The 21,409-nt window shown below is 72.1% G+C and carries 18 protein-coding genes; 9 read left to right on the top strand and 9 right to left on the bottom strand.

The window, feature by feature from the left end; all coding sequences use genetic code 11:
- Window positions 1–99 precede the first annotated feature (99 nt).
- A complete protein-coding gene (locus BZY54_RS20865; RefSeq protein WP_086726701.1) occupies window positions 100–993 on the top strand; it encodes a DMT family transporter in 894 nt (297 codons plus the stop codon).
- Window positions 994–1,020: 27 nt separating this feature from the next.
- Window positions 1,021–1,941 (top strand): LysR family transcriptional regulator, encoded by a 921-nt coding sequence (locus BZY54_RS20860; RefSeq protein WP_086726700.1) that lies wholly within the window; start codon window positions 1,021–1,023, stop codon window positions 1,939–1,941.
- Between the two features lie 79 nt (window positions 1,942–2,020).
- Here the strand turns inward: BZY54_RS20860 and pepN (BZY54_RS20855) are convergent, their stop codons facing one another.
- Window positions 2,021–4,600 carry an aminopeptidase N gene (pepN, locus tag BZY54_RS20855; protein ID WP_086726699.1) on the bottom strand — a complete coding sequence of 860 codons (2,580 nt, stop codon included), beginning with the start codon at window positions 4,598–4,600 and terminating at the stop codon, window positions 2,021–2,023.
- 112 nt (window positions 4,601–4,712) lie between these two features.
- On the opposite strand from pepN (BZY54_RS20855), the gene BZY54_RS20850 reads away from it, so the two are divergent.
- A complete protein-coding gene (locus BZY54_RS20850; RefSeq protein ID WP_086726698.1) occupies window positions 4,713–5,216 on the top strand; it encodes a DUF1203 domain-containing protein in 504 nt (167 codons plus the stop codon).
- A 31-nt stretch (window positions 5,217–5,247) separates the two neighbouring features.
- Here BZY54_RS20850 and BZY54_RS20845 read toward each other — a convergent pair whose 3' ends face one another.
- Entirely contained in the window at window positions 5,248–6,264 is a 1,017-nt protein-coding gene (locus BZY54_RS20845; protein ID WP_086726706.1) for an aspartate-semialdehyde dehydrogenase, read from the bottom strand.
- A 390-nt stretch (window positions 6,265–6,654) separates the two neighbouring features.
- Between BZY54_RS20845 and BZY54_RS20840 the strand changes: the two genes are divergently transcribed.
- On the top strand, window positions 6,655–7,188 hold the full coding sequence (locus BZY54_RS20840) for an RNA polymerase sigma factor (RefSeq protein WP_086726697.1): 534 nt from the start codon (window positions 6,655–6,657) through the stop codon (window positions 7,186–7,188).
- A 1-nt stretch (window position 7,189) separates the two neighbouring features.
- A complete protein-coding gene (locus BZY54_RS20835; protein WP_086726696.1) occupies window positions 7,190–7,936 on the top strand; it encodes a hypothetical protein in 747 nt (248 codons plus the stop codon).
- A gap of 108 nt (window positions 7,937–8,044) precedes the next feature.
- On the opposite strand, the gene BZY54_RS20830 is transcribed toward BZY54_RS20835, so the two are convergent.
- Window positions 8,045–11,353 (bottom strand): S8 family serine peptidase, encoded by a 3,309-nt coding sequence (locus BZY54_RS20830; protein ID WP_086726695.1) that lies wholly within the window; start codon window positions 11,351–11,353, stop codon window positions 8,045–8,047.
- Window positions 11,354–11,560: 207 nt separating this feature from the next.
- A complete protein-coding gene (locus BZY54_RS20825; protein WP_086726694.1) occupies window positions 11,561–12,100 on the bottom strand; it encodes a CGNR zinc finger domain-containing protein in 540 nt (179 codons plus the stop codon).
- 133 nt (window positions 12,101–12,233) lie between these two features.
- On the opposite strand from BZY54_RS20825, the gene BZY54_RS20820 reads away from it, so the two are divergent.
- Genes BZY54_RS20820 through BZY54_RS20810 form a run of 3 tightly spaced genes read left to right on the top strand, consistent with a single transcriptional unit; the run spans window position 12,234 to window position 14,080 of the window.
- A complete protein-coding gene (locus BZY54_RS20820; protein ID WP_086726693.1) occupies window positions 12,234–12,680 on the top strand; it encodes a VOC family protein in 447 nt (148 codons plus the stop codon).
- 14 nt (window positions 12,681–12,694) lie between these two features.
- Complete coding sequence (locus BZY54_RS20815) at window positions 12,695–13,576, top strand: pyridoxamine 5'-phosphate oxidase family protein (protein ID WP_086726705.1); 882 nt, start codon at window positions 12,695–12,697, stop codon at window positions 13,574–13,576.
- A gap of 9 nt (window positions 13,577–13,585) precedes the next feature.
- The gene (locus BZY54_RS20810; RefSeq protein WP_086726692.1) at window positions 13,586–14,080 is read left to right on the top strand and encodes an NUDIX hydrolase; all 495 of its coding nucleotides are present in this window, start codon (window positions 13,586–13,588) and stop codon (window positions 14,078–14,080) included.
- A gap of 32 nt (window positions 14,081–14,112) precedes the next feature.
- Here the strand turns inward: BZY54_RS20810 and BZY54_RS20805 are convergent, their stop codons facing one another.
- Together BZY54_RS20805 and pepN (BZY54_RS20800) are read right to left on the bottom strand one after the other, a co-directional pair.
- The gene (locus BZY54_RS20805) at window positions 14,113–15,162 is read right to left on the bottom strand and encodes a hypothetical protein (protein ID WP_086726691.1); all 1,050 of its coding nucleotides are present in this window, start codon (window positions 15,160–15,162) and stop codon (window positions 14,113–14,115) included.
- A 291-nt stretch (window positions 15,163–15,453) separates the two neighbouring features.
- Window positions 15,454–18,027, bottom strand: coding sequence for an aminopeptidase N (gene pepN, locus BZY54_RS20800; protein ID WP_167414033.1), 2,574 nt, complete (start codon window positions 18,025–18,027; stop codon window positions 15,454–15,456).
- Between the two features lie 136 nt (window positions 18,028–18,163).
- Between pepN (BZY54_RS20800) and BZY54_RS20795 the strand changes: the two genes are divergently transcribed.
- Window positions 18,164–18,835: a mycothiol-dependent nitroreductase Rv2466c family protein gene (locus BZY54_RS20795; RefSeq protein ID WP_086726690.1), complete on the top strand. Its 672-nt coding sequence runs from the start codon at window positions 18,164–18,166 to the stop codon at window positions 18,833–18,835.
- Window positions 18,836–18,844: 9 nt separating this feature from the next.
- Here BZY54_RS20795 and BZY54_RS20790 read toward each other — a convergent pair whose 3' ends face one another.
- From BZY54_RS20790 to BZY54_RS20780, 3 genes are all read right to left on the bottom strand, one after another.
- Window positions 18,845–19,039: a hypothetical protein gene (locus tag BZY54_RS20790; protein WP_244217263.1), complete on the bottom strand. Its 195-nt coding sequence runs from the start codon at window positions 19,037–19,039 to the stop codon at window positions 18,845–18,847.
- 164 nt (window positions 19,040–19,203) lie between these two features.
- On the bottom strand, window positions 19,204–19,845 hold the full coding sequence (locus BZY54_RS20785; RefSeq protein WP_086726689.1) for a superoxide dismutase: 642 nt from the start codon (window positions 19,843–19,845) through the stop codon (window positions 19,204–19,206).
- 130 nt (window positions 19,846–19,975) lie between these two features.
- Entirely contained in the window at window positions 19,976–21,376 is a 1,401-nt protein-coding gene (locus BZY54_RS20780; RefSeq protein WP_086726688.1) for an amino acid permease, read from the bottom strand.
- Window positions 21,377–21,409: the final 33 nt, after the last annotated feature.

The following is a 21,409-nucleotide window of genomic DNA, read 5'->3' as shown; positions in this document are numbered from 1 at the left end:
CGCCAGAAGGCGTGCTGCACGGGAGGCACGGTGTCGTGCAGTGCGCGGGAGGTGACGAAGCTGCCGGCCCAGACGACCGTGGCCAGGGCGGCGAGCGCGATGCCGAGGCCGGCCGCGCCCGCCCTCGGCATCGCGCTCGCCGCCCTGGCCACGGTCGTCTGGGCCGGCAGCTTCGTCACCTCCCGCGCACTGCACGACACCGTGCCTCCCGTGCAGCACGCCTTCTGGCGCTGGGTGGTGGCGCTGGCCGCCGTGGCCCCGTTCGGGGCACGGCCGGCCTGGCGGGCGCGCGGGGCGATCCGCAGCCACCTCGGCTACGTCCTGCTCGCCTCGCTCCTCGGCGTCACCGTCTACAACACCCTCGTCAACCAGGCCGGAGTGACCACCCCCGCCGCCACCATGGGCATGATCATGGCTGCGTCACCGGTGCTGATGGCGGTGCTCGAACGCGCGGGCGGCGTACGGCTGGGCGCGCGCCGGGTCACGGGGCTGCTGACCGCCTGCGCGGGCGTGCTCCTCCTGGTCGGCCGGGGCGGCGGAGCGCATCTCGCGGCCGGGGACCTCTGGATGATCGCGGCGGCCTGCTGCTTCGGCGGCTACAGCGCCCTGCTGCGCCGCAGGCCCGCCGAACTCGGCGGCGCCGCCTTCCTCTTCACCACCTTCCTGTTCGGCGCCGTCCTGCTCCTGCCCGTCCAGGCCGCGAGCCTCGCCGTCCAGGGCGGCTTCGCGCCGACCCCCGGCACGGTGCTGCCCCTGCTCTACGTGGGGGTGATGTCCTCCGCCGTCGCCTTCTTCGCCTGGAACAAGGCGATCGCCCTGGTGGGACCCACCCGCGCCGGAGTCGTCTACTACCTCCAGCCGGTGTGCGTGGCCCTGCTGTCCCGGGCGCTGCTGGGCGAACGGACCGGGCCGGCGCAACTGCTGTGCATGGCGCTGATCCTGGGCGGGGTCGCGCTCGGCGCCACGTCCCCGCGCCGGGGTGCCGCCACGTAGCCGGCGGCCATGGCCTAGGTTGCCGCCATGGCCGAGTGGGAGATCCGGAAGCTGCACATCCTGCGGACACTGCGGGAGCAGGGGACCGTGACCGCGACGGCCGAGACGCTGCGCATGACGCCGTCCGCCGTCTCCCAGCAGTTGACGAACCTCTCCGCACGGCTCGGGGTGCCACTTCTCCAGGCACAGGGACGGCGGGTGCGGCTCACGGACGCGGCACGGCTGGTGCTGCGGCACGCGGAGGCCGTGTTCGAGCAACTGGAACGCGCGGACGCCGAACTGGCGGCCTACGCGCGGGGCGAGGCCGGCGAGGTGCGGGTCGGGGCCTTCTCCACCGCGGTGCCGGCGCTGGTCGTCCCGGCCGTACGGGCGCTGCGCGCCGCGCATCCGGGGGTGTCCGTGCGGGTGCGGGAGGCGGAGGCCGAAGAGGCGTACGAACTGCTGGCCGCCGGGGAGGTGGACCTCGCGCTGTCGCTCGCCGCGCACGCGCCGAGCGCGGCGGACCCGGGCTTCACCCGGGTGCCCCTGCTCGCCGACCCGCTCGACCTCGCCCTCCCACCCGGCCACGAGCTGGCGTCGGCGGATCGGGTACGGCTCGCCGACCTGGCGGCGGAGGCGTGGATCTTCGGCGGGAGCGGTCCCTGGTCGGACATCACCCGCGCCGCCTGCGAGGCGGCCGGGTTCAGCCCGTACCAGGGACACTCCGCGGCCGGGTGGACGGCGATCCTGGCCATGGTGGAGGCGGGCATGGGCGTGGCGCTCGTCCCGCGCACGGCGGCCGTGCGCAGGGACGGCGTGGTGATGCGCGCGCTGACCGAGGAACGGCCGCACCGGCACGTGGTGGCGGCGGTACGGAAGGGAGCCGCGGACGCGCCCGCGCTGGAGAGGGTGCTGACGGCCCTGCGGGAGGTGGCCGCCGGGCTCTCCGGCCAGGAGCGGCGGGAGTGAACGTACGGCGAGGGGCGCCCGGTGCTCGACCGGGCGCCCCTCGCCGTCGTACGGGCGGCCGCAGGTGACCGCCGGGGCGTTACCGGGCCGCCGCGTCGGCCGCCTGGGCCTTCAGCGCCCGCTCGACGCCCGCCCGCGACTCCGACACCAGCCGGCGCAGGGCCGCGTTCGGCTCGGCGGAGTCCAGCCACGCGTCGGTCCTGCGCAGGGTGTCCTCGGAGACCTGGATCGCCGGGTACAGGCCGACCGCGATCTGCTGGGCGATCTCGTGGGAGCGGGTGTCCCAGATGTCCTTGACCACCTCGAAGTACCGGTCGGCGTACGGCGCCAGCAGCTCGCGCTGGTCGGTCTGGACGAAGCCCGCGATGACCGCCTCCTGGACGGCGTTCGGGAGCTTGTCGGAGTCGATGACCGAGGCCCAGGACTCCGCCTTCGCCTCGGCCGTCGGGCGGGCGGCGCGGGCGGTGGCCGCGTGCCGCTCACCGGCCGCCGTCTTGTCCCGGCCGTACTCGCCGGCGATCTCCGGCTCGTCGAACCGGCCGACCGCCGCCAGCCGCTCCACGAACGCCCAGCGCAGCTCGGTGTCCACGACCAGGCCCTGGATCGACTGCGAGCCGTCCAGCAGGCCCTCCAGCAGGTCCAGCTGCTCGGGCGTGCGGGCCGTCGCCGCGAAGGCGCGCGCCCAGGCCAGCTGGTGGTCGCTGCCGCCCTCGGCCGCGCGCAGATGGGCCAGCGTGGCCTCCGTCCAGCGGGTGAGCAGGGCCTCGCGGGTGGACGGGTCGGCGTACAGGTCGACGGCCAGCTTCACCTGGCGGTGCAGCGACTGCACCACGCCGATGTCGGACTCCTTGGCGATCCCGGACAGCACCAGCGACAGGTAGTCGCGGGTCGCCAGCTCGCCGTCCCGGGTCATGTCCCAGGCCGACGCCCAGCACAGGGCGCGCGGCAGCGACGACTCGAAGTCGCCCAGGTGCTCGGTGACGAAGGCCAGCGACTGCTCGTCCAGGCGGACCTTGGCGTACGACAGGTCGTCGTCGTTGAGCAGGACGACCGCCGGGCGGTGCCGGCCGGCCAGCTGCGGTACGGCGGTGAGCTCGCCGTCCACGTCCAGCTCGATGCGGCCGTCGGCGGCGCGCACCAGCTTGCCGCTCGCCTCGTCGAGGTCGTACAGGCCGATCGCGACGCGGTGCGGGCGCAGCACCGGCTCGCCCTTGGCGCCGGCGGGCAGGGCGGGGGCCTCCTGGCGGATGGCGAAGGAGGTGATGACGCCGTTGGCGTCGGTCTCGATCACCGGGCGCAGGACGTTGATGCCGGCCGTCTCCAGCCACTTCTTCGACCAGGTCTTCAGGTCGCGGCCGGAGGTCTCCTCCAGGGCGCCCAGCAGGTCGCCCAGGCGCGTGTTGCCGTAGGCGTGCCGCTTGAAGTACGCCTGCACGCCCCGGAAGAACTCGTCCATGCCGACGTAGGCCACCAGCTGCTTGAGCACGCTGGCGCCCTTGGCGTAGGTGATGCCGTCGAAGTTGACGAGGACGTCGTCCAGGTCGCGGATCTCCGCCATGATCGGGTGCGTGGACGGCAGCTGGTCCTGACGGTACGCCCAGGTCTTCATGGAGTTGGCGAACGTCGTCCACGAGTGCGGCCAGCGCGAGCCCGGCGCGTGCGCCTGGCAGGCGATGGAGGTGTAGGTGGCGAACGACTCGTTCAGCCACAGGTCGTTCCACCACTCCATGGTGACCAGGTCGCCGAACCACATGTGGGCCAGCTCGTGCAGGATGGTCTCCGCGCGCATCTCGTACGCCGCGTCGGTCACCTTCGACCGGAAGACGTACTGGTCGCGGATGGTCACCGCGCCCGCGTTCTCCATCGCGCCAGCGTTGAACTCCGGCACGAAGAGCTGGTCGTACTTCTCGAACGGGTAGGCGTAGTCGAACTTCTCCTGGAACCAGTCGAAGCCCTGGCGGGTGACCTCGAAGATCGCGTCCGCGTCGAGGAACTCGGCGAGGGAGGGACGGCAGTAGATCCCGAGCGGCACGGACTGGCCGTCCTTCTCGTACACGCTGTGCACGGAGTGGTACGGGCCGACGATCAGCGCCGTGATGTACGTCGAGATGCGCGGCGTCGGCTCGAACACCCAGACGTTGTCCTGGGGCTCGGGGGTCGGCGAGTTCGACACGACCGTCCAGCCCTCGGGGGCCTTCACGGTGAACTGGAAGGTGGCCTTCAGGTCCGGCTGCTCGAAGGAGGCGAAGACGCGGCGGGCGTCGGGCACCTCGAACTGCGTGTACAGGTACGCCTGGTCGTCGACGGGGTCGACGAAGCGGTGCAGGCCCTCACCCGTGTTGGTGTACGCGCAGTCGGCGACGACCCGGAGGATGTTGCGGCCATCCAGCAGAGACGGCAACGCGATCCGGGAGTCCTTGAAGACCTCGGCGGGGTCGAGGGCGTCGCCGTTCAGGGTCACCTCGTGGACGGCGGGGGCGACCAGGTCGATGAAGGACGCCGCGCCGTTCTCCGCGACGTCGAAGCGCACCGTGGTCACGGACCGGTAGGTGCCGCCCTCCTGCGCGCCGGAGAGGTCGAGATCGATCTCGTACGAGTCAACGGTGAGCAGCTTCGCCCGCTGCTGTGCCTCTTCGCGAGTCAGGTTTGTGCCAGGCACGCGGTCATCTCCTCGTGGTGTGTCGGTGCGGTCATCCTTCCACGGGACGTGCGCGGAAGGCGATGTCCGGATACCGCCGGTGAAAGGACCCTACGGGCGCGAGCCTGGAGGCATGAGGACCACCACGACGACCACGACGACCACGTACCCGGCACGGCCCATCGCCCCCGCCGTGCTCAAGGAGCTGCGGGAACTAGACGACGCCGGGCATGCGGCGCGCCCGTTCGCCGACGCCGAGGGCGGCGCGCCGCTGCGCTGCTGCCTGCGCAGGAGCGAGCCGGGGGAGCGGATCGCGCTCGTGTCGTACGCGCCCCTGCGCCGCTGGGCGGCGGAGACGGGCGCCACCCCTGGGGCGTACGACGAACAGGGCCCGGTGTTCATCCACGCGGAGGACTGCGCGGGGCCGGACGGCGGCGGCCTGCCCTTCACGAACGCCCACCGCACCGTGCGCCGCTACTCCGCCGACGGGCGCATCCTGGGCGGCCGCCTGGTCGAGGGAAGGCCCGCCGCGTTCGAAGCGGCCCTCGTGGAAGCGTTCGACGACCCGGCCGTGGCGCTGGTCCACGTCCGGGCCGTCGAGTACGGCTGCTTCCTCTACGAGGTGCGCAGGGGCTAGCCCCTGACCCTGCACACGAGGTGCGCGGGCGTCAGCTCCTGAGCTCCGCCGCCACCAGCTCCGCGAGCTGCACCGCGTTCAGGGCCGCGCCCTTGCGGAGGTTGTCGTTGGAGATGAACAGGGCCAGGCCGTTGTCCACCGTCTCGTCGCTGCGGATACGGCCGACGTAGGACGGGTCCTGGCCGGCCGCCTGGAGGGGGGTCGGGATGTCGGAGAGGGCGACACCGGGGGCGCCGGCCAGCAGCTCGGTGGCGCGCTCCACGCTGATCGGGTTCGCGAAGCGGGCGTTGACCTGGAGGGAGTGGCCGGAGAAGACCGGGACGCGCACACAGGTGCCCGAGACCTTCAGCTCCGGGATCTCCAGGATCTTGCGGGACTCGTTGCGGAGCTTCTGCTCCTCGTCGGTCTCGTTCAGACCGTCGTCGACGAGGTTGCCCGCGAAGGGAAGCACGTTGAAGGCGATCGGGCGCTTGTAGACGGACGGCTCGGGGAAGTCCACCGCCGCGCCGTCGTGGGTCAGCTTGTCGGCGTCCGCGACGACCTTCTGCGTCTGACCGTGCAGCTCGGCCACACCGGCGAGACCCGAGCCGGACACCGCCTGGTAGGTGGCGACGACGAGCGCCTGAAGCCGCGCCTCCTCGTGCAGCGGCTTCAGGACGGGCATCGCGGCCATCGTGGTGCAGTTCGGGTTGGCGATGATGCCCTTGGGACGGTTCGCGATCGCGTGCGGGTTGACCTCGGCCACCACCAGCGGCACGTCCGGGTCCCTGCGCCAGGCCGAGGAGTTGTCGATCACCACGGCGCCCTGGGAGGCGACCTTTTCGGCCAGCGCCTTCGAGGTCGCGCCGCCCGCCGAGAACAGCACGATGTCCAGGCCGCTGTAGTCGGCCTGGGAGGCGTCCTCCACGGTCACGCCGTCGAGGATCGTCCCCGCGGAGCGGGCCGAGGCGAACAGGCGAAGCTCGGTGACCGGGAAGTCGCGCTCCGTGAGGATCCTGCGCATGACCGTGCCGACCTGACCGGTGGCTCCGACGATTCCGATCCTCACGGTGACTCCCTCTCTGGTGCTGTGCATGCGTGTGCGCTCGGCCGAGGCCTTTCCATCATGCGGCCGACCCCGACCCACGTGTCCAATTCTTTGCGTGCCGTGCTCGAGGAATGGGACGAGCCCGAGCCGATCACGGTTGCGGTCCTGCGGCGCACACCCCGTCCGAGCTGCAGAAATTCACCCGGTGGGGCCGCTGCGCCGCAAGCTGTGCTGCTGCGTGCCTGCCCGCGCGCCCGCGGCGCACACGACGATGTGACGTACGCCTCGGCGCGGGCCCGCACGCACCCCTGTGCCGGGTACCGGGAAATTTCCGCCGCCCGCGCCGAACGTTCCGCGCGGCCGCGGCGTCGTAGGGGAAACGCGTGGGGCAGAGGCGGGAGGGGAGGGCGTGTGCTGCGCAGAAGGGCGCGCCGCAGCCGGGAGACGGACCACGGCGGTGACGATCCGCTGGACGCGGCCCAGGAACGCCGGGTGCGGGCGGTGCTCGCGCTCGGCGGAGTCCCGCAGGCGGACCTGCCGGACGGGGTGCAGCAGGTCCGCCTGCGGTTGCTGGAACGGGCCGCGAGCGGCCAGGAGGCGCCGCGCGACGTCTCCGCGTGGGCCGCGGTCGTCGCCTCCAACCTCGCCATGGACTGGCACCGCGCCAAGCGCCGCCAGGAGCGCCTCGGCGAGCGGCTGGCCTCACTGCGGCAGGGCGAACACCCCGCGGGCGAGGACACCCGGCTGCTCTCCCTGGCCGTCGCCCGGGGCCTGGACGAGCTGCCCGAGGCCCAGCGCCAGGTCCTGGTCCTGCGCTTCTACGCCGACCTGCCCGTCCGGGTGATCGCCGAACAGCTCGGCGTCCCCGAGGGCACGGTCAAGAGCCGGCTGCACACCGCCGTCCGCGCCCTGCGCGAACGGCTGCACGAGGACGAGGTGGTGTGACGTGACAGCGGAACACACGGGGGCCGACGGCCAGGGCCACGACGGCGTGGACCCGCTGCTGGCCGCGATCCTGGACGAACCGCTGCCGCGCGCGGCGTACTCCGACGCCGACCGCGTGACCGAGTACCGCGCGGCCCGCGCCGATCTCGCCACGCTCCGCCGGGAGCTCGCCTTCGTCGCCGACGCGCTCACCGGCGCGGAGCCGGCCCCCCGCCCCGGCCGGGGTGCGGGGCCGGCTCCGCGGCGACCGGAGGTGCCCCGGCGGGCGCGTCGCGGCCGGCTGGTCGCGGTGGGCGGCCTGGTGGCGGCCCTTGTCGTCTGCGGGGTGTTCGGGTTGGCGTGGCTCCTCGCCGTGGGCCGGACCGGGACGGGTTCGGCCGGTGGCACCTCCGACGCCAAGCTCACCCCCGGCGGGTACGTGGCCTGTGCGCGGCTGATCGTCGAGGGCACGGTCACCCGGGTCGACCCCGAGCCGGTCACCGCACGGGATCGGATCGAACTCGCCGTGGACCGCCGCTACAAGCCCCCGACGGGCCCGGACCGGGTCACCTTCCTGATGGACCACGACGACTTGCCCCGCCTGCGGCGCGGTGACCGCGTCCTCGTCGTCATCCCGAGCTACTCGAGCAGCCCCGAGGTCCGGAGCATCGGCGAGAAGCAGATCGCCGGCGACCGCGCCTGGATTTTGGAAGGGCTCAAGGAGGCCCGCACGTCCACGTGCGACCTGGACCCGTCCTCCGACTACTGACCGCCGTCCCCGCGCGGTGGTCGGCAGACCCGCACGCAGAAGGGCGGGCGCCCGCCGTCGTGGCGAGCGCCCGCCTTTCGATCATGCGCAGCGCGGCGGTTCTGCCGCCTACGGCACGACCTTCCCGATCTGCACGCTGCCGAGGCCCGCGACCGTGCCGTGCGCGTTCACCAGCTGCACCTGCCCGAAGAACTCGCGGCCCTCGGGGGCCTCGGCGGCGGCCGTGACCTTCCCGGTGACCGTCGCGGACTCGCCGGTGCCCAGCTTCACCGCGGCCGAGTCGTCGACCGTCACGTTGCCGAGCGCGGCGGAGAAGAACACGTCCCGGTAGTCGTACGCGGTGGAACCGGACGGCACCGAGTAGGCGGCCACCTCGACGGTGTAGGTGCCGGCGGCCGGCTTGGCGATGGAGACCGCCTCCTCCGAGTCGCCGTCGGCGGACTGGGCGACCTTCTTGCCCGTCGCGTCGTACACCGTCAGGTCCAGGTCGGCCGACTTGTCGGAGACGTTGCCGATGGCCACGTCCAGCGACTGGGCGCCCTCGGGGACGGTCACCGTCGTGGTCTGCTTGGCACCGTTGGCGATCGTGGGCCGGGACGACTCGGCGGAGCCGAGCGGGCCGCCGACCAGCTTGCCGTCCAGGGCCGCGTACTTGTTCGTCACCTTCCAGGAGGCGGTGGCCGGCGTGCCGACCTTCGCCTCGGGGACGGTCACGGTCTGCGGGTCGAAAGCCGCGCCGAGGACGGTGACGTCGAGCTTGTACGGGTTGTCGAGCAGCGGCGAGGTGCGGCGCGCCTCGACCTCGACCTCCCACACGCCCGGCTGCGGGTCGGCGTAGGAGCGCACGTCGGGCTTGCAGCCGTTGCCGTCGAGGTAGTTGTTGTAGCAGTACGGGGTCGAGGTGTTGTCGACCGGGACGCCGTAGGGGTGGACGGCGATGAACCGCGTCTGGCTCTTGTCCTTCAGCCCGCCGATCGCCACCTCCAGCGACTTCGCGCCCGCGGGCACGGTCAGGAAGTAGGAGCGGGTGCTGTTGCGCTGCACCGAACCGGAGTCGGAGTAGGCGTAGGCGACCGGGGACGCCACCACGACCGTGGTCAGGATCTGCTTGTCGACCCCGGCCGTCGACGGGTCGTCGACCTCCAGGATCGCGCTCTTGAGCCCGGCGGAGCTCGGCGCGGCCTCCACCTTGACGGTGACCGGCTGGTTCAGCGGGAGCGTCACCAGCGAGGAGCCCACGACACGGAAGGTGCGGTCGGCGTTGTTCACCAGGCGCAGCATGTGCGGGACCGGACGGTCCGGACCCGAGGTGCGGGTGACGGTGACGTCGTAAACCTTCTTCTGACCCGCCTTCAGGCCGCCCTCGCGGTCGTACAGGCCGGTGCCGAAGCCGGGGGTCTTCAGCGCGTAGTCGATCGCGGTGTCGACGGGGGCCTTGACCGAGTAGTCGTGGGCGGTGGCGCCCTGGCGGATCGCCGTCCAGGCGTCCACGACGTCGATGAGGCCGGCGCCCTCCTCGTAGGCCTGGACGCCCGGGATGTGGTGGGCCGTCGAGGTCAGGGCGGTACGCAGGTTCGCCGGGGTGAGGTCGATGTGCCGCTGCTTGGCGGCGCTCAGCAGCAGCGCCGAGGCGCCCGCCGCCTGCGGGGAGGCCATCGAGGTGCCCTGGAGCATGGAGTAGCCGGCCGGCAGCGAGTAGCCCGCCTCGGCGACCGGGGAGCCCGGCAGCCAGGTCTGGGTGCTGTTGATCGCGGCGCCCGGCGCGGTCAGCGTCGGAGTGAAGCCGCCGTCCTCACGCGGGCCGCGCGAGGAGAAGGGCATCATCGCGTACGGCGTCTTCACGACGGAGCCGTAGTTGGCCGCCCAGGTCTCCTTGGAGATGGAGGCGCCGACGGAGATCACCTTGTCGGCCAGGCCCGGGTCGCCGATGGTGTTCGCGCCGGGGCCGGAGTTGCCCGCGGAGATCACCAGCTGGACGCCGTAGGTGTCGATGAGACGCGTGTAGAGCGCGGCGCGCGCGTTGTTGCCGTCGTTGAGCGCGGGCAGGCCGCCGATGGACATGTTGACGATGTCGACGCCGCGGTTCACGACCAGGTCGATCATGCCCTCGGTGAGGGCGACGTTGGTGCAGCCGCCGGTCCAGGTGCAGGCACGGGAGGAGACGATCTTCGCGCCCGGGGCCGCGCCGCTCATCTTCCCGCCGAACAGGCCGTTGGCGGCGGTGATGCCGGCGACGTGGGTGCCGTGCTCGGACTCGATCACGCCGATGTTGACGAAGTCGGCCTTCTGGCCGACCCAGGACCCGCCGTAGGGGTCCATGGGCACGTCCTTGCGGATCTGCACGACGAACGGCTGCTTCTCGACGACGTCGGTCTTCGGGTCGTCGGTGCCGAAGTACCCGATCTGGAAGCCGTCCTTGTACGGCTTCATCGGCTCGTCGTCGGTGAAGTCGTTGTTGTTGTTCAGGTCGACGCGGACCGTGCCGGCCGCCGGGTCGTAGAGCAGGCCCCAGGAGTCGGTGGTGTCGCCGTCGCGGTTCGCGTCGCCCTGGGCGTCGCCGCCCGCGGTCGAGGACTCCTTGAACGTGCTGACCTGGTACGAGCCCGCCGGGGCCTTCCAGGACTGGCCGCCGTAGGTGAACTCGGGGCCGGAGACCGAGCTGACCATCGGGCGCCAGGTGGCGTCACCGTCGATGATCGGGTCGGTCGCGGTCACCCAGTCGACGATCTTGCGTTCGCCGGTGGTGGTCTTCTGCAGCGCCGGGTGGCCGAGGTCCACACCGGAGTCGAGGATGCCGATGGTGACGCCGCGGCCGTCCGCCTTCGGGTTCTGCTTCACGAAGTCGACGGCGCCCGTCTCGAAGGACGGGTTGTACGGGTTCTCGGCGGGGGTGTTCTTGCCGGGCCCGGAGTAGGAGGTCCCGGCCGTGCCGTGGGTGGCGCCCTCGGCGGTGTCGGCGCCCGGTGCCGGGTCGTCGAGCGGGATCTCCTGGCGCAGGTCGATGGCCTGGACCGAGGACAGCTTCTCGGCTGCGGCGATCGCCGCGTCCGCCTTCGCGGTCGGCACGGTGGCGCGGACGTAGCCGAGCTTGTCGTAGGTGCGGCCCACGGAGCCGCCCTTGACCGCGTCGAGCTGCCGGGCGACCTGCTCGGTCTGCCCCGGCGCGGTCGCGATCATCATCGTGACGTTCTTGGTGCCGTCGTTCTTGGCGGCGGCGAGCAGGTCGGCGTCGTCCGAACCGAGCTTGGCACTCGCCCACTTGACGGCCGGGTCGGACGGGGCGGGACCGCCCTGGGCGGCGGCGGCCAGGGGTATCGGCCCGGCCGCACAGAGCGCGGCCACCACGCCGGCGGCCGCGGCTGTGCGGGCCAGGCGTCTCGCGCCCGGGAGCGGGGCGCGCTGGGGGTCGGAGATCATCGGCATCCCTTGTTGGTAAAGGCACCAGCGATATGCGATCGGGTTCGATCGCGGTCGTCCGGAATTCGGATCCGGACGATCGCTCAGCTTTACCCAAGGGAAAGATGTTTGGGGAGAGTTGACCGTGGCGGGATGGACTCATGGCGTACTTCCGCCATGCGTCAGGAGGGACGCAGCCTGTCAAACTCCCCTATACCGCACGGCCCTTCAGGTGCGCGACCGCGCATAGTGGCGGGACGCCTTCGCACGGTTGCCGCAGGCGGCCATGGAGCACCAGCGGCGCGTACCGTTTCTTGACGTGTCGAAGAAGTGCAGGACGCACGACTCGTGGGCGCACCTCCGGATCCGTTCCGGCGCGGTGGCGAGCAGTTCGAGGTAGTTCCGGGCGGCGAGCCAGGCCGGCCCCCACGACGGATCGCTGAACTCCGGCCGCTCGACGGGGCCCTGAGCGGTGAGCCCGGCGCGGATCCGCCCGTGCGCGAGCACGGCGTCGACGAGCGGCGCCCCTTCCTCGGCCTGGCCGTCCACGACGGCCTCGAGGGCGTCGCGGGCCCGGAGCAGATGCCGCAGCACGCCGGGGCCGGGCGCGAACCGGTCGTCCAGCCCGTTGGCCGCCAGCCACACCGCCAGTCCGTCGGTGTCGGTGAGCAGGTCCTGGACGACCCCGTCCCGGTTCCAGCGCGTGTTGAGCAGGTCGAGCGCGAGCGGCTCGCCGGTGAGCGGTCGGGGGTCGGGGGCGGTGGGCATTCGTGGCTCCTTCCGAGCTAACCCCTCAAGTGTATGTGACCGGTTGACACACCCCTGTTCTAACCGTTGAATGGTAGATGACAGGTTAACTGGAGCGGCTGAGGTGTCAGCCGCCGCCTGAAGGAGGCACCCCATGTCCCTGCGCACCGGCCACGTCGGCCTGAACGTCACCGACCTCGACCGCTCGCTCGCCTTCTACCGGGACGTCCTCGGCTTCACGCTGCTCGCGGAGGGCAAGGAGGAGGGCAGGCGGTACGCGTTCCTCGGCGACGGCGGCGACCAGCCCGTGCTCACCCTCTGGCAGCAGGCGGAGGGGGCCTACGACGCCGGCCGTCCCGGACTGCACCACCTCGCCTTCGCGGCCGAGTCGGTCGAGCGGGTCAGGGAGTACGAGTCGGCCCTGCGCGCCCACGGCGCGGACTTCCGGCACGAGGGAGTGGTGGCCCACCGGGAGGGCGCGGCCTCGGGCGGGATCTTCTTCCACGACCCCGACGGCATCCGCCTGGAGATCTCCGTGGCGGAGGGCGCCGAGGGTGCGCCCGCCCCGCACGAGTCGGCCCCGACCTGCGGGTTCTTCTAGAGATGGCGGCCGCCATGGGGATCTATCACGCCGGGTCGCGCACCGTTCAGGACCGGGTCGGGGTGCGCGCGGCGGCCGACCATGTGGGCCGGGCCGTCGGCCGGGGCATCAGACCGGTCGCCGCCGCCTTCCTGGAACTCCAGCCGCTGCTGGTCCTGGGCGCGGCCGACCCCGAGACCGGCAGGGTGTGGGCCTCGCCGCTCACCGGCGTCCCCGGCTTCGTCCGGGCCACGGGCCCGCACCGGATGTCGGTCATCGGCGGGGCGCGCCCCGGAGATGCGCTGGCGATGGCACTCGCCTCGGACGGCACCCACGTCGGCACCATCGCCCTCGATCCGCGCACCCGCCGCCGCATGCGCCTGAACGGCCGCCTGCAGCCCACACCGCGAGGCTTCGTGGTCGAGGCGGACCAGGTCTTCTCCAACTGCCCCAAGTACCTCCAGCGCAGGGAGTCCTACGAGACGGTCGACCGCACCCCGGGCGAGGTGCTCCGAGGTACGGAACTGACGGCGGGGCAGAAGGACCTCGTGGCCGCCGCCGACACCTTCTTCCTGGCCACCGTGCACGAGCACGGCGCCGACGCCAGCCACCGGGGCGGCAACCCCGGCTTCGTGCGGGTGCTCTCGCCGCGCGAACTGCTCTGGCGCGACTACCCGGGCAACTCCATGTTCCTCACGCTCGGCAACCTCGCCGCCGACCCCCGGGCGGGGCTGCTGTTCCTGGACTGGACGACGGGGGCGGCGCTGCAGCTGACGGGCGAGGCGCGCACGGAGTTCGGGGAGGACGGGGAACGCCGGGTGCGCTTCACGGTCAGCGGGACGGCGGCGACGGAGGCGGCGGTGCCACTGCGCTGGGCTGCGCCCGAATACTCACCGGCCAACCCCTTGCTGCCGTAACGTCTGCACATGCGTGAGGAGTTGCGGGTGGCGGCCTACGCCGTGTGTGTGCGGGACGGACGGATGCTGCTGGCCCGCTGGGTCGCGCGTGACGGCGCCCGCCGGTGGACCCTGCCGGGCGGCGGCATGGAGCACGGCGAGGACCCCTACGACACCGTGGTGCGCGAGGCCGAGGAGGAGACCGGCTACACCGTCGAGCCGGTCGCCCTCCTCGGCCTCGACTCCATCCGGCGCACCTACCCGCGCCCGCTCGGCGCCCACGCCGACTTCCACGGCCTGCGCATCGTCTACGAGGGCCGGGTCACGGGCGGCGAGCTACGCCACGAGACGGGCGGCTCGACGGACATGGCGGCCTGGCACCCGCTGGAGGCGGTGGCCCGCCTCGAGCGGGTCGGGCTGGTCGACGTGGGAGTGCGCCTGTGGCAGGAGCGGCCCGCCGCGGGCCGGGTGGTACGCGAGGGAACGGCCCCCGCGGCCCGCGAGGGAGACACCGGCAGGCCGTAGACACCGCGGACGCGGGCGCGCCCGGTCCGTCACTACCGGGGCAGCACCACGACATACACGGCAGGGTCGCGGTCGGCCGCCGCCATCAGGGCCGTGCGGACGACCGTCGCCTGCTGCTCGGGCGCGTCCCGCAGCTTCCTGGGGGTGATGTGGACGACCGTGATGCCCAGGCGTTCCAGGTACTCGCGCTTGCGGGCGTACTCCGACCACTGGGCGTCGTCGTTCGCCCGGGGCGCGCGGGTGTTCAGCTCCAGGGCGACCGCATGGTCCGGCCAGTACGCGTCCAGGCCGCCCAGGTGCGGGCCGCCCGGCAGCCGCAGGTCCACGTTCCACACCGGGTCGGGCAGGCCGTACCGCTCGACCATCCGGTACAGCCGGTCCTCGGCGATCGCCCGGCCCTCGGCCAGCAGCGAGTCGACCGCGTCCACCACGTGCGGCCGGTGCAGCAGCCGGGCGTCCGTCAGCTCGCGGACGATCGCGGCCGGCTCGCAGTGCCCGCCGCGCACCGCCTCCGTCAGCAGCCGCTGCACCGTGACCGCGTCGTCCAGGCAGGCCACCGCGTCCGCCAGGGCGCGCGGCACCGGGGCCACCGGCAGCCCGGTGACCGACTGCGGGACGGGCAGGTCGGCCGTGCGCACGATCCGCACACAGCCGGTCGAGCGCAGCCGGCGCAGCCGCGGCACCAGGACGTCGATCTTCTCCAGTGACAGCAGGGGCGGCGCGGCGGCGAAGCCGTGCAGGGTGAGGGCGGCGGCCCCGGTGATCATCGCGTCCGCGTACACCGGCCGGTGCGGCTGCCGCGCGGTCGGCTGGGCCGGCACCCCCGGCGCCGTCCCGGGCGCCGGGCCGCGCGCCGCGTACAGGAGCACCGCGTGCAGCCGCTCCTCGCTGGTCGGCGGTCCCGGGTGGAGCAGGAAGACGCCCGGCAGGAGCTGCTGCCAGGGCCCGCCCGCGCGGCACTGCTCGTTCGTCTCGGCCGCCGACACGCCGTGGGCACGCAGCTGGGCGGCGGTCAGGACCTGGCGGTGCGTCTCGGCCAGGTGGCTCAGGGGGCGGGGGGAGAGCGGGGTGTTGTGGTTCATGTCCGGGGACTTCCCGTGTCCGATCCGCCCCCTAACCGCTGTTACACGCCCGTCGACGAACCCGGACAAGCACGCCCTAAAGGACGGTTGTTCGGATGCCGAAAACCCCTGGTCCGTTCAGGCGTGGACCAGGGGTTACGGTGTGTCTTGACCGAATTTCGTAACGGTTACCGCATGCCAGAGCCTTGGCCAGAGCTGCGGCTCATCGGGTGACCGCCCGGGCGGCACCGGCCGCCCGGCCGCCGCGCCGGACGGCTCGTTCGCCCGCGGGGCGGCTCGGCCGGTGCCGCCTCACCCGCGCGCGTCGCACGCCTGCCCGCGCAGTGCCCGCGCCAGGTCGTCCCGGGCCTCCAGCACCAGCCGGCGCAGCGCGGGAGCGGCGCCCTCGTGCGCGGCGAGCCACGCGTCCGTCGCGTCCAGCGTCTCCTGCGAGTCCTGCAGCGCCGGGAACAGGCCCCGGACCACGTCCATCCCGATCTGGATCGACCGATCGGCCCACACCCGCTCGATCGCAGCGAAGTACTTCTCGGCGTACGGCGCGAGCAGCTCCCGCTGCGAGGGCTGGTCGAAGCCCGCGATGGTCGCCTCCACCAGCGCGTTCGACAGCGCCTCCGACTCCACCACCTGCGCCCACGCCTGCGCCTTCACCGCCGCCGAGGGACGGGCGGCCAGGCAGCGCACCTGGTGCCGCTTGCCCGAGGCGGTGTCGTCGCGTGCGAGCTCGTCGGCGAGCACCTTCTCGTCCGCCACCCCGTGCGCCGCCAGCGGCTCCAGGAACGCCCAGCGCAGCTCCTGGTCGACGTCCAGGCCTGCGATCTCCTCGGTGCCGTCCAGCAGGGCCTTGAGCAGGTCCAGATCGGCCGGGGCCGACGCCACCGTCGCGAAGAAGCGTGCCCACGCCAGCTGGTGCTCGCTGCCCGGTTCGGCCTGCCGCAGCTCGGCCAGCGCGCCCTCGGCCAGCGCCCGCTCGCCCGTCCCGCGCCACTCGGGCGCGCCGTAGTGCACCAGCGCGGAGCTCGCCCACGCGTGCAGCATCTGCAGCACGCCGATGTCGGACTCCCGGCCCGCGAACCGCAGCACGAGGTCGACGAAGTCCCGCGCCGGAAGCAGCGCGTCCCGGGTCAGGTTCCACAGCGCCGACCAGCACAGCGCGCGGGCGAGCGGGTCGGTCAGGGCGCCCAGGTGCTCGCGCAGGGTGGCCAGCGAGGTCTCGTCGAAGCGGATCTTGCAGTAGGTGAGGTCGTCGTCGTTGACCAGGACCAGCTCCGGGGCGTCCTGCCCGGCCAGCTCCGACACGACCGTCCGCGCGCCGTCCACGTCCACCTCGGCGCGCGCGTACCGCTCCAGCGCGCCCACCTGGGAGCGCCGGTACAGGCCGACCGCGACCCGGTGCGGGCGCAGCTGCGGGTGCGACTCCACCGCCTCCTGCACCACCGCGAGCTCGTCGATCCGGCCCTCGGCGTCCAGCAGCACCTGCGGTGTCAGCGAGTTGACCCCGGCCGTCTGGAGCCAGGAGCGCGCCCACGCGCCCATGTCCCGGCCGCTGGTCTCCTCCAGGACGGCCAGCAGGTCGCCCAGCCGGGTGTTGCCGTACGCGTGCCGCTTGAAGTAGCGCCGCGCGCCCTCCAGGAACGCGTCCTGGCCGACGTACGTCACCAGCTGCTTGAGCACCGAGGCGCCCTTGGCGTAGGTGATGCCGTCGAAGTTCAGCTTGGCGTCCTCCAGGTCATGGATGTCGGCCGTGATCGGGTGCGTGGAGGGCAGCTGGTCCGCGCGGTACGCCCAGGCCTTGCGGCGGTTGGCGAAGGTGATCCAGGCGTCGGTGAAGCGGGTCGCGCCGACGTTCGCGAACGTGCCCATGAAGTCCGCGAAGGACTCCTTCAGCCACAGGTCGTCCCACCACTCCATGGTGACCAGGTCGCCGAACCACATGTGCGCCATCTCGTGCAGGACGACGTTGGCCCGGCCCTCGTACGACGCCTGTGTCACCTTGCCGCGGAAGATGTACTCCTCGCGGAAGGTCACCAGCCCCGGGTTCTCCATGGCGCCGAGGTTGTACTCCGGCACGAACGCCTGGTCGTACTTGCCGAACGGGTAGGGGTAGTCGAAGTGGTCGTGGAAGAAGTCCAGGCCCTGCTTGGTGACCAGGAAGACGTCGTCGGCGTCGAAGTGCTTGGCGAGCCCCTTGCGGCACATCGCGCCCAGCGGGATCTCCAGCCGCGTCCCGTCCTCCAGCACCCGCTCGTAGGAGTCCGTCACATAGTGGTACGGCCCCGCCACCACACACGTGATGTAGGTCGAGATCGGCTTGGTCTCCGCGAACCGCCACACCCCGTCCTGCTGCTGCCCGGCCCCGTTGCTCCACACCGTCCAGCCCTCCGGCGCCCGCACCTCGAAGCGAAAGGGGGCCTTGAGGTCGGGCTGCTCGAAGTTCGCGAAGACACGCCGGGAGTCGGCCGGCTCGTACTGGGTGTAGAGGTAGACCTCGCCGTCCTCCGGGTCGACGAAGCGGTGCAGGCCCTCACCGGTGCGCGAGTATGCGCACTGGGCGTCGACGACCAGTTCGTTGTCGGCGGCCAGGTCCTCCAGGGCGATCCGGGAGCCGTCGAAGACCTCGCTCGGGTCGAGGTCCTTGCCGTTGAGCGAGACCGCCGTGACGCTCGGCGCGATCAGGTCCGCGAAGCTGGACGCGCCGGGTTCGTTGCAGCGGAACCGGATCGTGGTGACGGACCGGAACGTGCGCGGCCCCTCTCCTTCCCCGTCGCCGACCGCCGAGCGCACGTCGAGGGACACCTCGTACCCGTCGACGGACAGCAGGGCGGCCCGCTCCCGGGCCTCGTCGCGGGACAGATTCTCACCGGGCACGGGCGGCACTCCCTCGGGTCGTGTTCACGATGTGGACAGCACCGATCCTGCCATGCGGCCCTGACAGGCGGCAGCCGGGAATGCCGTGGGCGACGATCGATGTTGACCATTGAAAGACCGCATACCGAGGAGAGTCATGTCCGAGACCGCCTCCGCCGCCACCCCTTCCGGCAGGACCCCCGTCGACTTCTGGTTCGACCCGCTGTGCCCGTGGGCCTGGATGACCTCCCGCTGGGTGCTGGAAGTGGAGAAGCTGAGGGACATCGAGGTCCGCTGGCACATCATGAGCCTGGCGGTGCTCAACGAGCCCAAGCTGGACGAGCTGCCCGAGGAGTACCGCGAGCTGCTCACCACCAAGGCCTGGGCGCCGGTCCGCGTGGTGACCGCCGCCTGGCAGAAGCACGGCGAGGACGTCCTCGGCCCGCTGTACACCGCGCTCGGCACCCGATTCCACAACCGTGGCGAGGGTCCCACCCGCGAGGCCATCGCCGCCGCGCTGGAGGAGGTGGGCCTGCCCGCCGACCTCATCGACTACGCCGACCAGGAGGACTTCGAGTTCGACGCCGAGCTGCGGGCCTCCCACAAGGAGGGCATCGACAAGGTCGGCCAGGAGGTCGGCACCCCGGTCATCGCGCTGCCCGGCGCCGACGGCGAGCAGATCGCCTTCTTCGGCCCGGTCGTCACCCCGGCCCCCAAGGGCGAGCAGGCGGCCCGCCTCTGGGACGGCACGGTCGCGGTCGCCTCCATCCCCGGCTTCTACGAGATCAAGCGGACCCGGACGGCGGGACCGGACTTCAGCAACCTGTAGGACTGCGCGCTACTCGGGGAAGTCGCCGCCGTCGTCCCACTTGAGACGGCGCTGGTACCGCCTGCACCCCTGGCGGGCGCAGCGGATGTAGGCCTCCGGCGGGAAGCCCGGCTTCGCCGTGCGGACGTATGTCTTCTCGGCGTCGGTGAGGGCACGGAACTCCTGCAGGGGCCCTCCGCAGTTCGGGCACCGCTTGAACACCATGCCGTGAGCGTAAGCGCGCGGGGGCCGGCGGGCACCCTGAACGCATCCGTCCTCGTGACGGGAGGCCCCCGCGAGCCGTGTCCTCGCGGGGGCCTCCTCCTCTCCGCCCGCCCGCGTGAACGGTGAGAAGACGATCACGAGGCGGGGCGATCCCGGGCACGCCCTCAGGGTGCGAGCAGCAGCGCGTCTGTGCGGGACCTGGCGGCGGCGTACCGCCGGGCGACGTCCTGCCAGTTGACGACCTGCCACATGGCCTCGACGAAGTCGGCCTTCTGATTCCTGTACTGCAGGTAAAAGGCGTGCTCCCAGGCGTCGAAGACCAGGATCGGCGTCGAGCCCTGACCCACGTTGCCCTGGTGGTCGTAGACCTGCTCGACGACGAGGCGGCCGCTCAGGGGTTCGTGGGCGAGCACGCCCCAGCCGGAGCCCTGGGTGGTGGCCGCCGCCTTGGACAGCTGCGCCTTGAAGCCGGCGAAGGACCCGAAGGACTCGGCGATCGCGTCCGCCAGCTCGCCCACACCGTCCTTCTCCAGCGGCTCGCCGCCGCCGTCACCCGTCATGTTCTGCCAGTAGACGGAGTGCAGGATGTGCCCGGACAGGTGGAAGGCGAGGTTCTTCTCCAGACCGTTCAGCGCGCCCCACTGCTCCTTGTCCCGCGCCTCGGCCAGCTGCTCCAGTGTGTCGTTGGCGCCCTTCACGTAGGCCGCGTGGTGCTTGTCGTGGTGCAGCTCGATGATCTCGGAGCTGATCACGGGAGCGAGCGCGGAGTAGTCGTACGGCAGCTCAGGCAGCGTGTAGACGGGCATGACGGGTCCCCTCCGACCTCTTATTGCAAAGCACTTGCAACTACAAACTATCAACAACAATCCGGGGACGGGTAACAAGAAGGCCCCCACCGCCTCGCGTGGGGGCCTTCCGGAGCGGGATGCCGCAGGGTCAGTTCTGCCCGGCGCGCGTGCGCTGCCGGACGTACCCGACCGCGGCCAGGAACAGCGTCATCCCGCCCGTCGAGTACAGCTGCACCCGCGTGTCGGCCTGCCGGGCCATCAGCACGAAGATGGCCGCCATGCCGGCCAGGGCCGCCCAGGTCAGCACCGGGAACGCCCACATCCGCACGACCAGCTTCTGCGGGGCCTCACGCTCCAGCCGGCGCCGCAGCCGCAACTGCGAGACGGCGATGAAGATCCAGACGACCAGGATCACCGCGCCGATCATGTTCAGCAGCCAGGGGAAGACGTCGTTGGGGCGCCAGTAGCTGAGCAGCACACAGACGAACCCGAAGACGCTCGACACCAGGACCGCCACGCGCGGGACACCGCCGGAGACCTTCGCCAGCGCCTTGGGGCCCAGACCGCGCTCGACCAGCGAGTACGCGATGCGCGAGGAGCCGTAGATGTTGGCGTTCATCGCCGACAGCAGGGCCACCAGGACGACCACGTTCATCAGCTGCCCGGCGCCCGGGATGCCCAGGTGGTCCAGGGCGGCGACGTACGGGCCCTTCTCGACGACCTCCTCCGAGTTCCAGGGGACGAGGGTGACGATGACCACCATGGAGCCGACGTAGAAGAGCGCGATGCGCCACATCGCGGTACGGACGGCGCTCGCCACCCCGCGCACCGGGTTCTCGGACTCGGCCGCGGCGATGGTGACCGTCTCCAGTCCGCCGTAGGCGAAGACGGAGGCGAGCAGGCCGATGATCAGGCCCTCACCGCCGTTGGGGAGGAAGTCGGTGAGGTTGGAGGCACCGGGGGAGTCCGTGCCGGGCAGCACGCCGGCGACGGCCAGCACACCCAGCACCAGGAACAGCGCGATCGCGCCCACCTTCAGCGCGGCGAACCAGAACTCGAACTCGCCGAAGTTCTTCACGGCCGCCAGGTTCGTTCCGCAGAACACCACCATGAACAGCGCCACCCACATCCACTCCGGAGTGCCGGGCAGCCAGCCGGTGACGATCTTCGCGGCGCCCATGCCCTCCAGGCCGACCGCCGTGCACAGCAGCACCCAGAACGACCAGCCCGCCGTGAAACCGGCCCAGGGGCCGAAGGCCCGCTCGGCGTGCGCGGAGAAGGAACCCGAGGACGGGTGGGCGGCCGACATCTCGCCGAGCATCCGCATCACCAGCATCACGAGGATGCCGGACACGGCGTAGGCGACGACGATCGACGGACCGGCGGCGGCGATGCCCGCGCCGGAACCGACGAACAGCCCGGCGCCGATCACGCCCCCGAGGGCGATCATCGACAGATGGCGCTGTTTCAGGCCGTGGGAAAGGGAGAGGTCGTCCGCCTTCGCCGGCGTCTCGACGGGGGTGCTCGTGCTGGTGCTGCTGCTTGGCATGGGAGCGGCTCGTCCGGTGGGGGGATGGGGCAA

The sequence above is a fragment of the Streptomyces carpinensis genome, from assembly GCF_002154505.1.
In the GTDB taxonomy this organism is placed as follows: domain Bacteria; phylum Actinomycetota; class Actinomycetes; order Streptomycetales; family Streptomycetaceae; genus Streptomyces; species Streptomyces carpinensis.
This window is presented reverse-complemented; position numbering and strand designations above follow the sequence as displayed.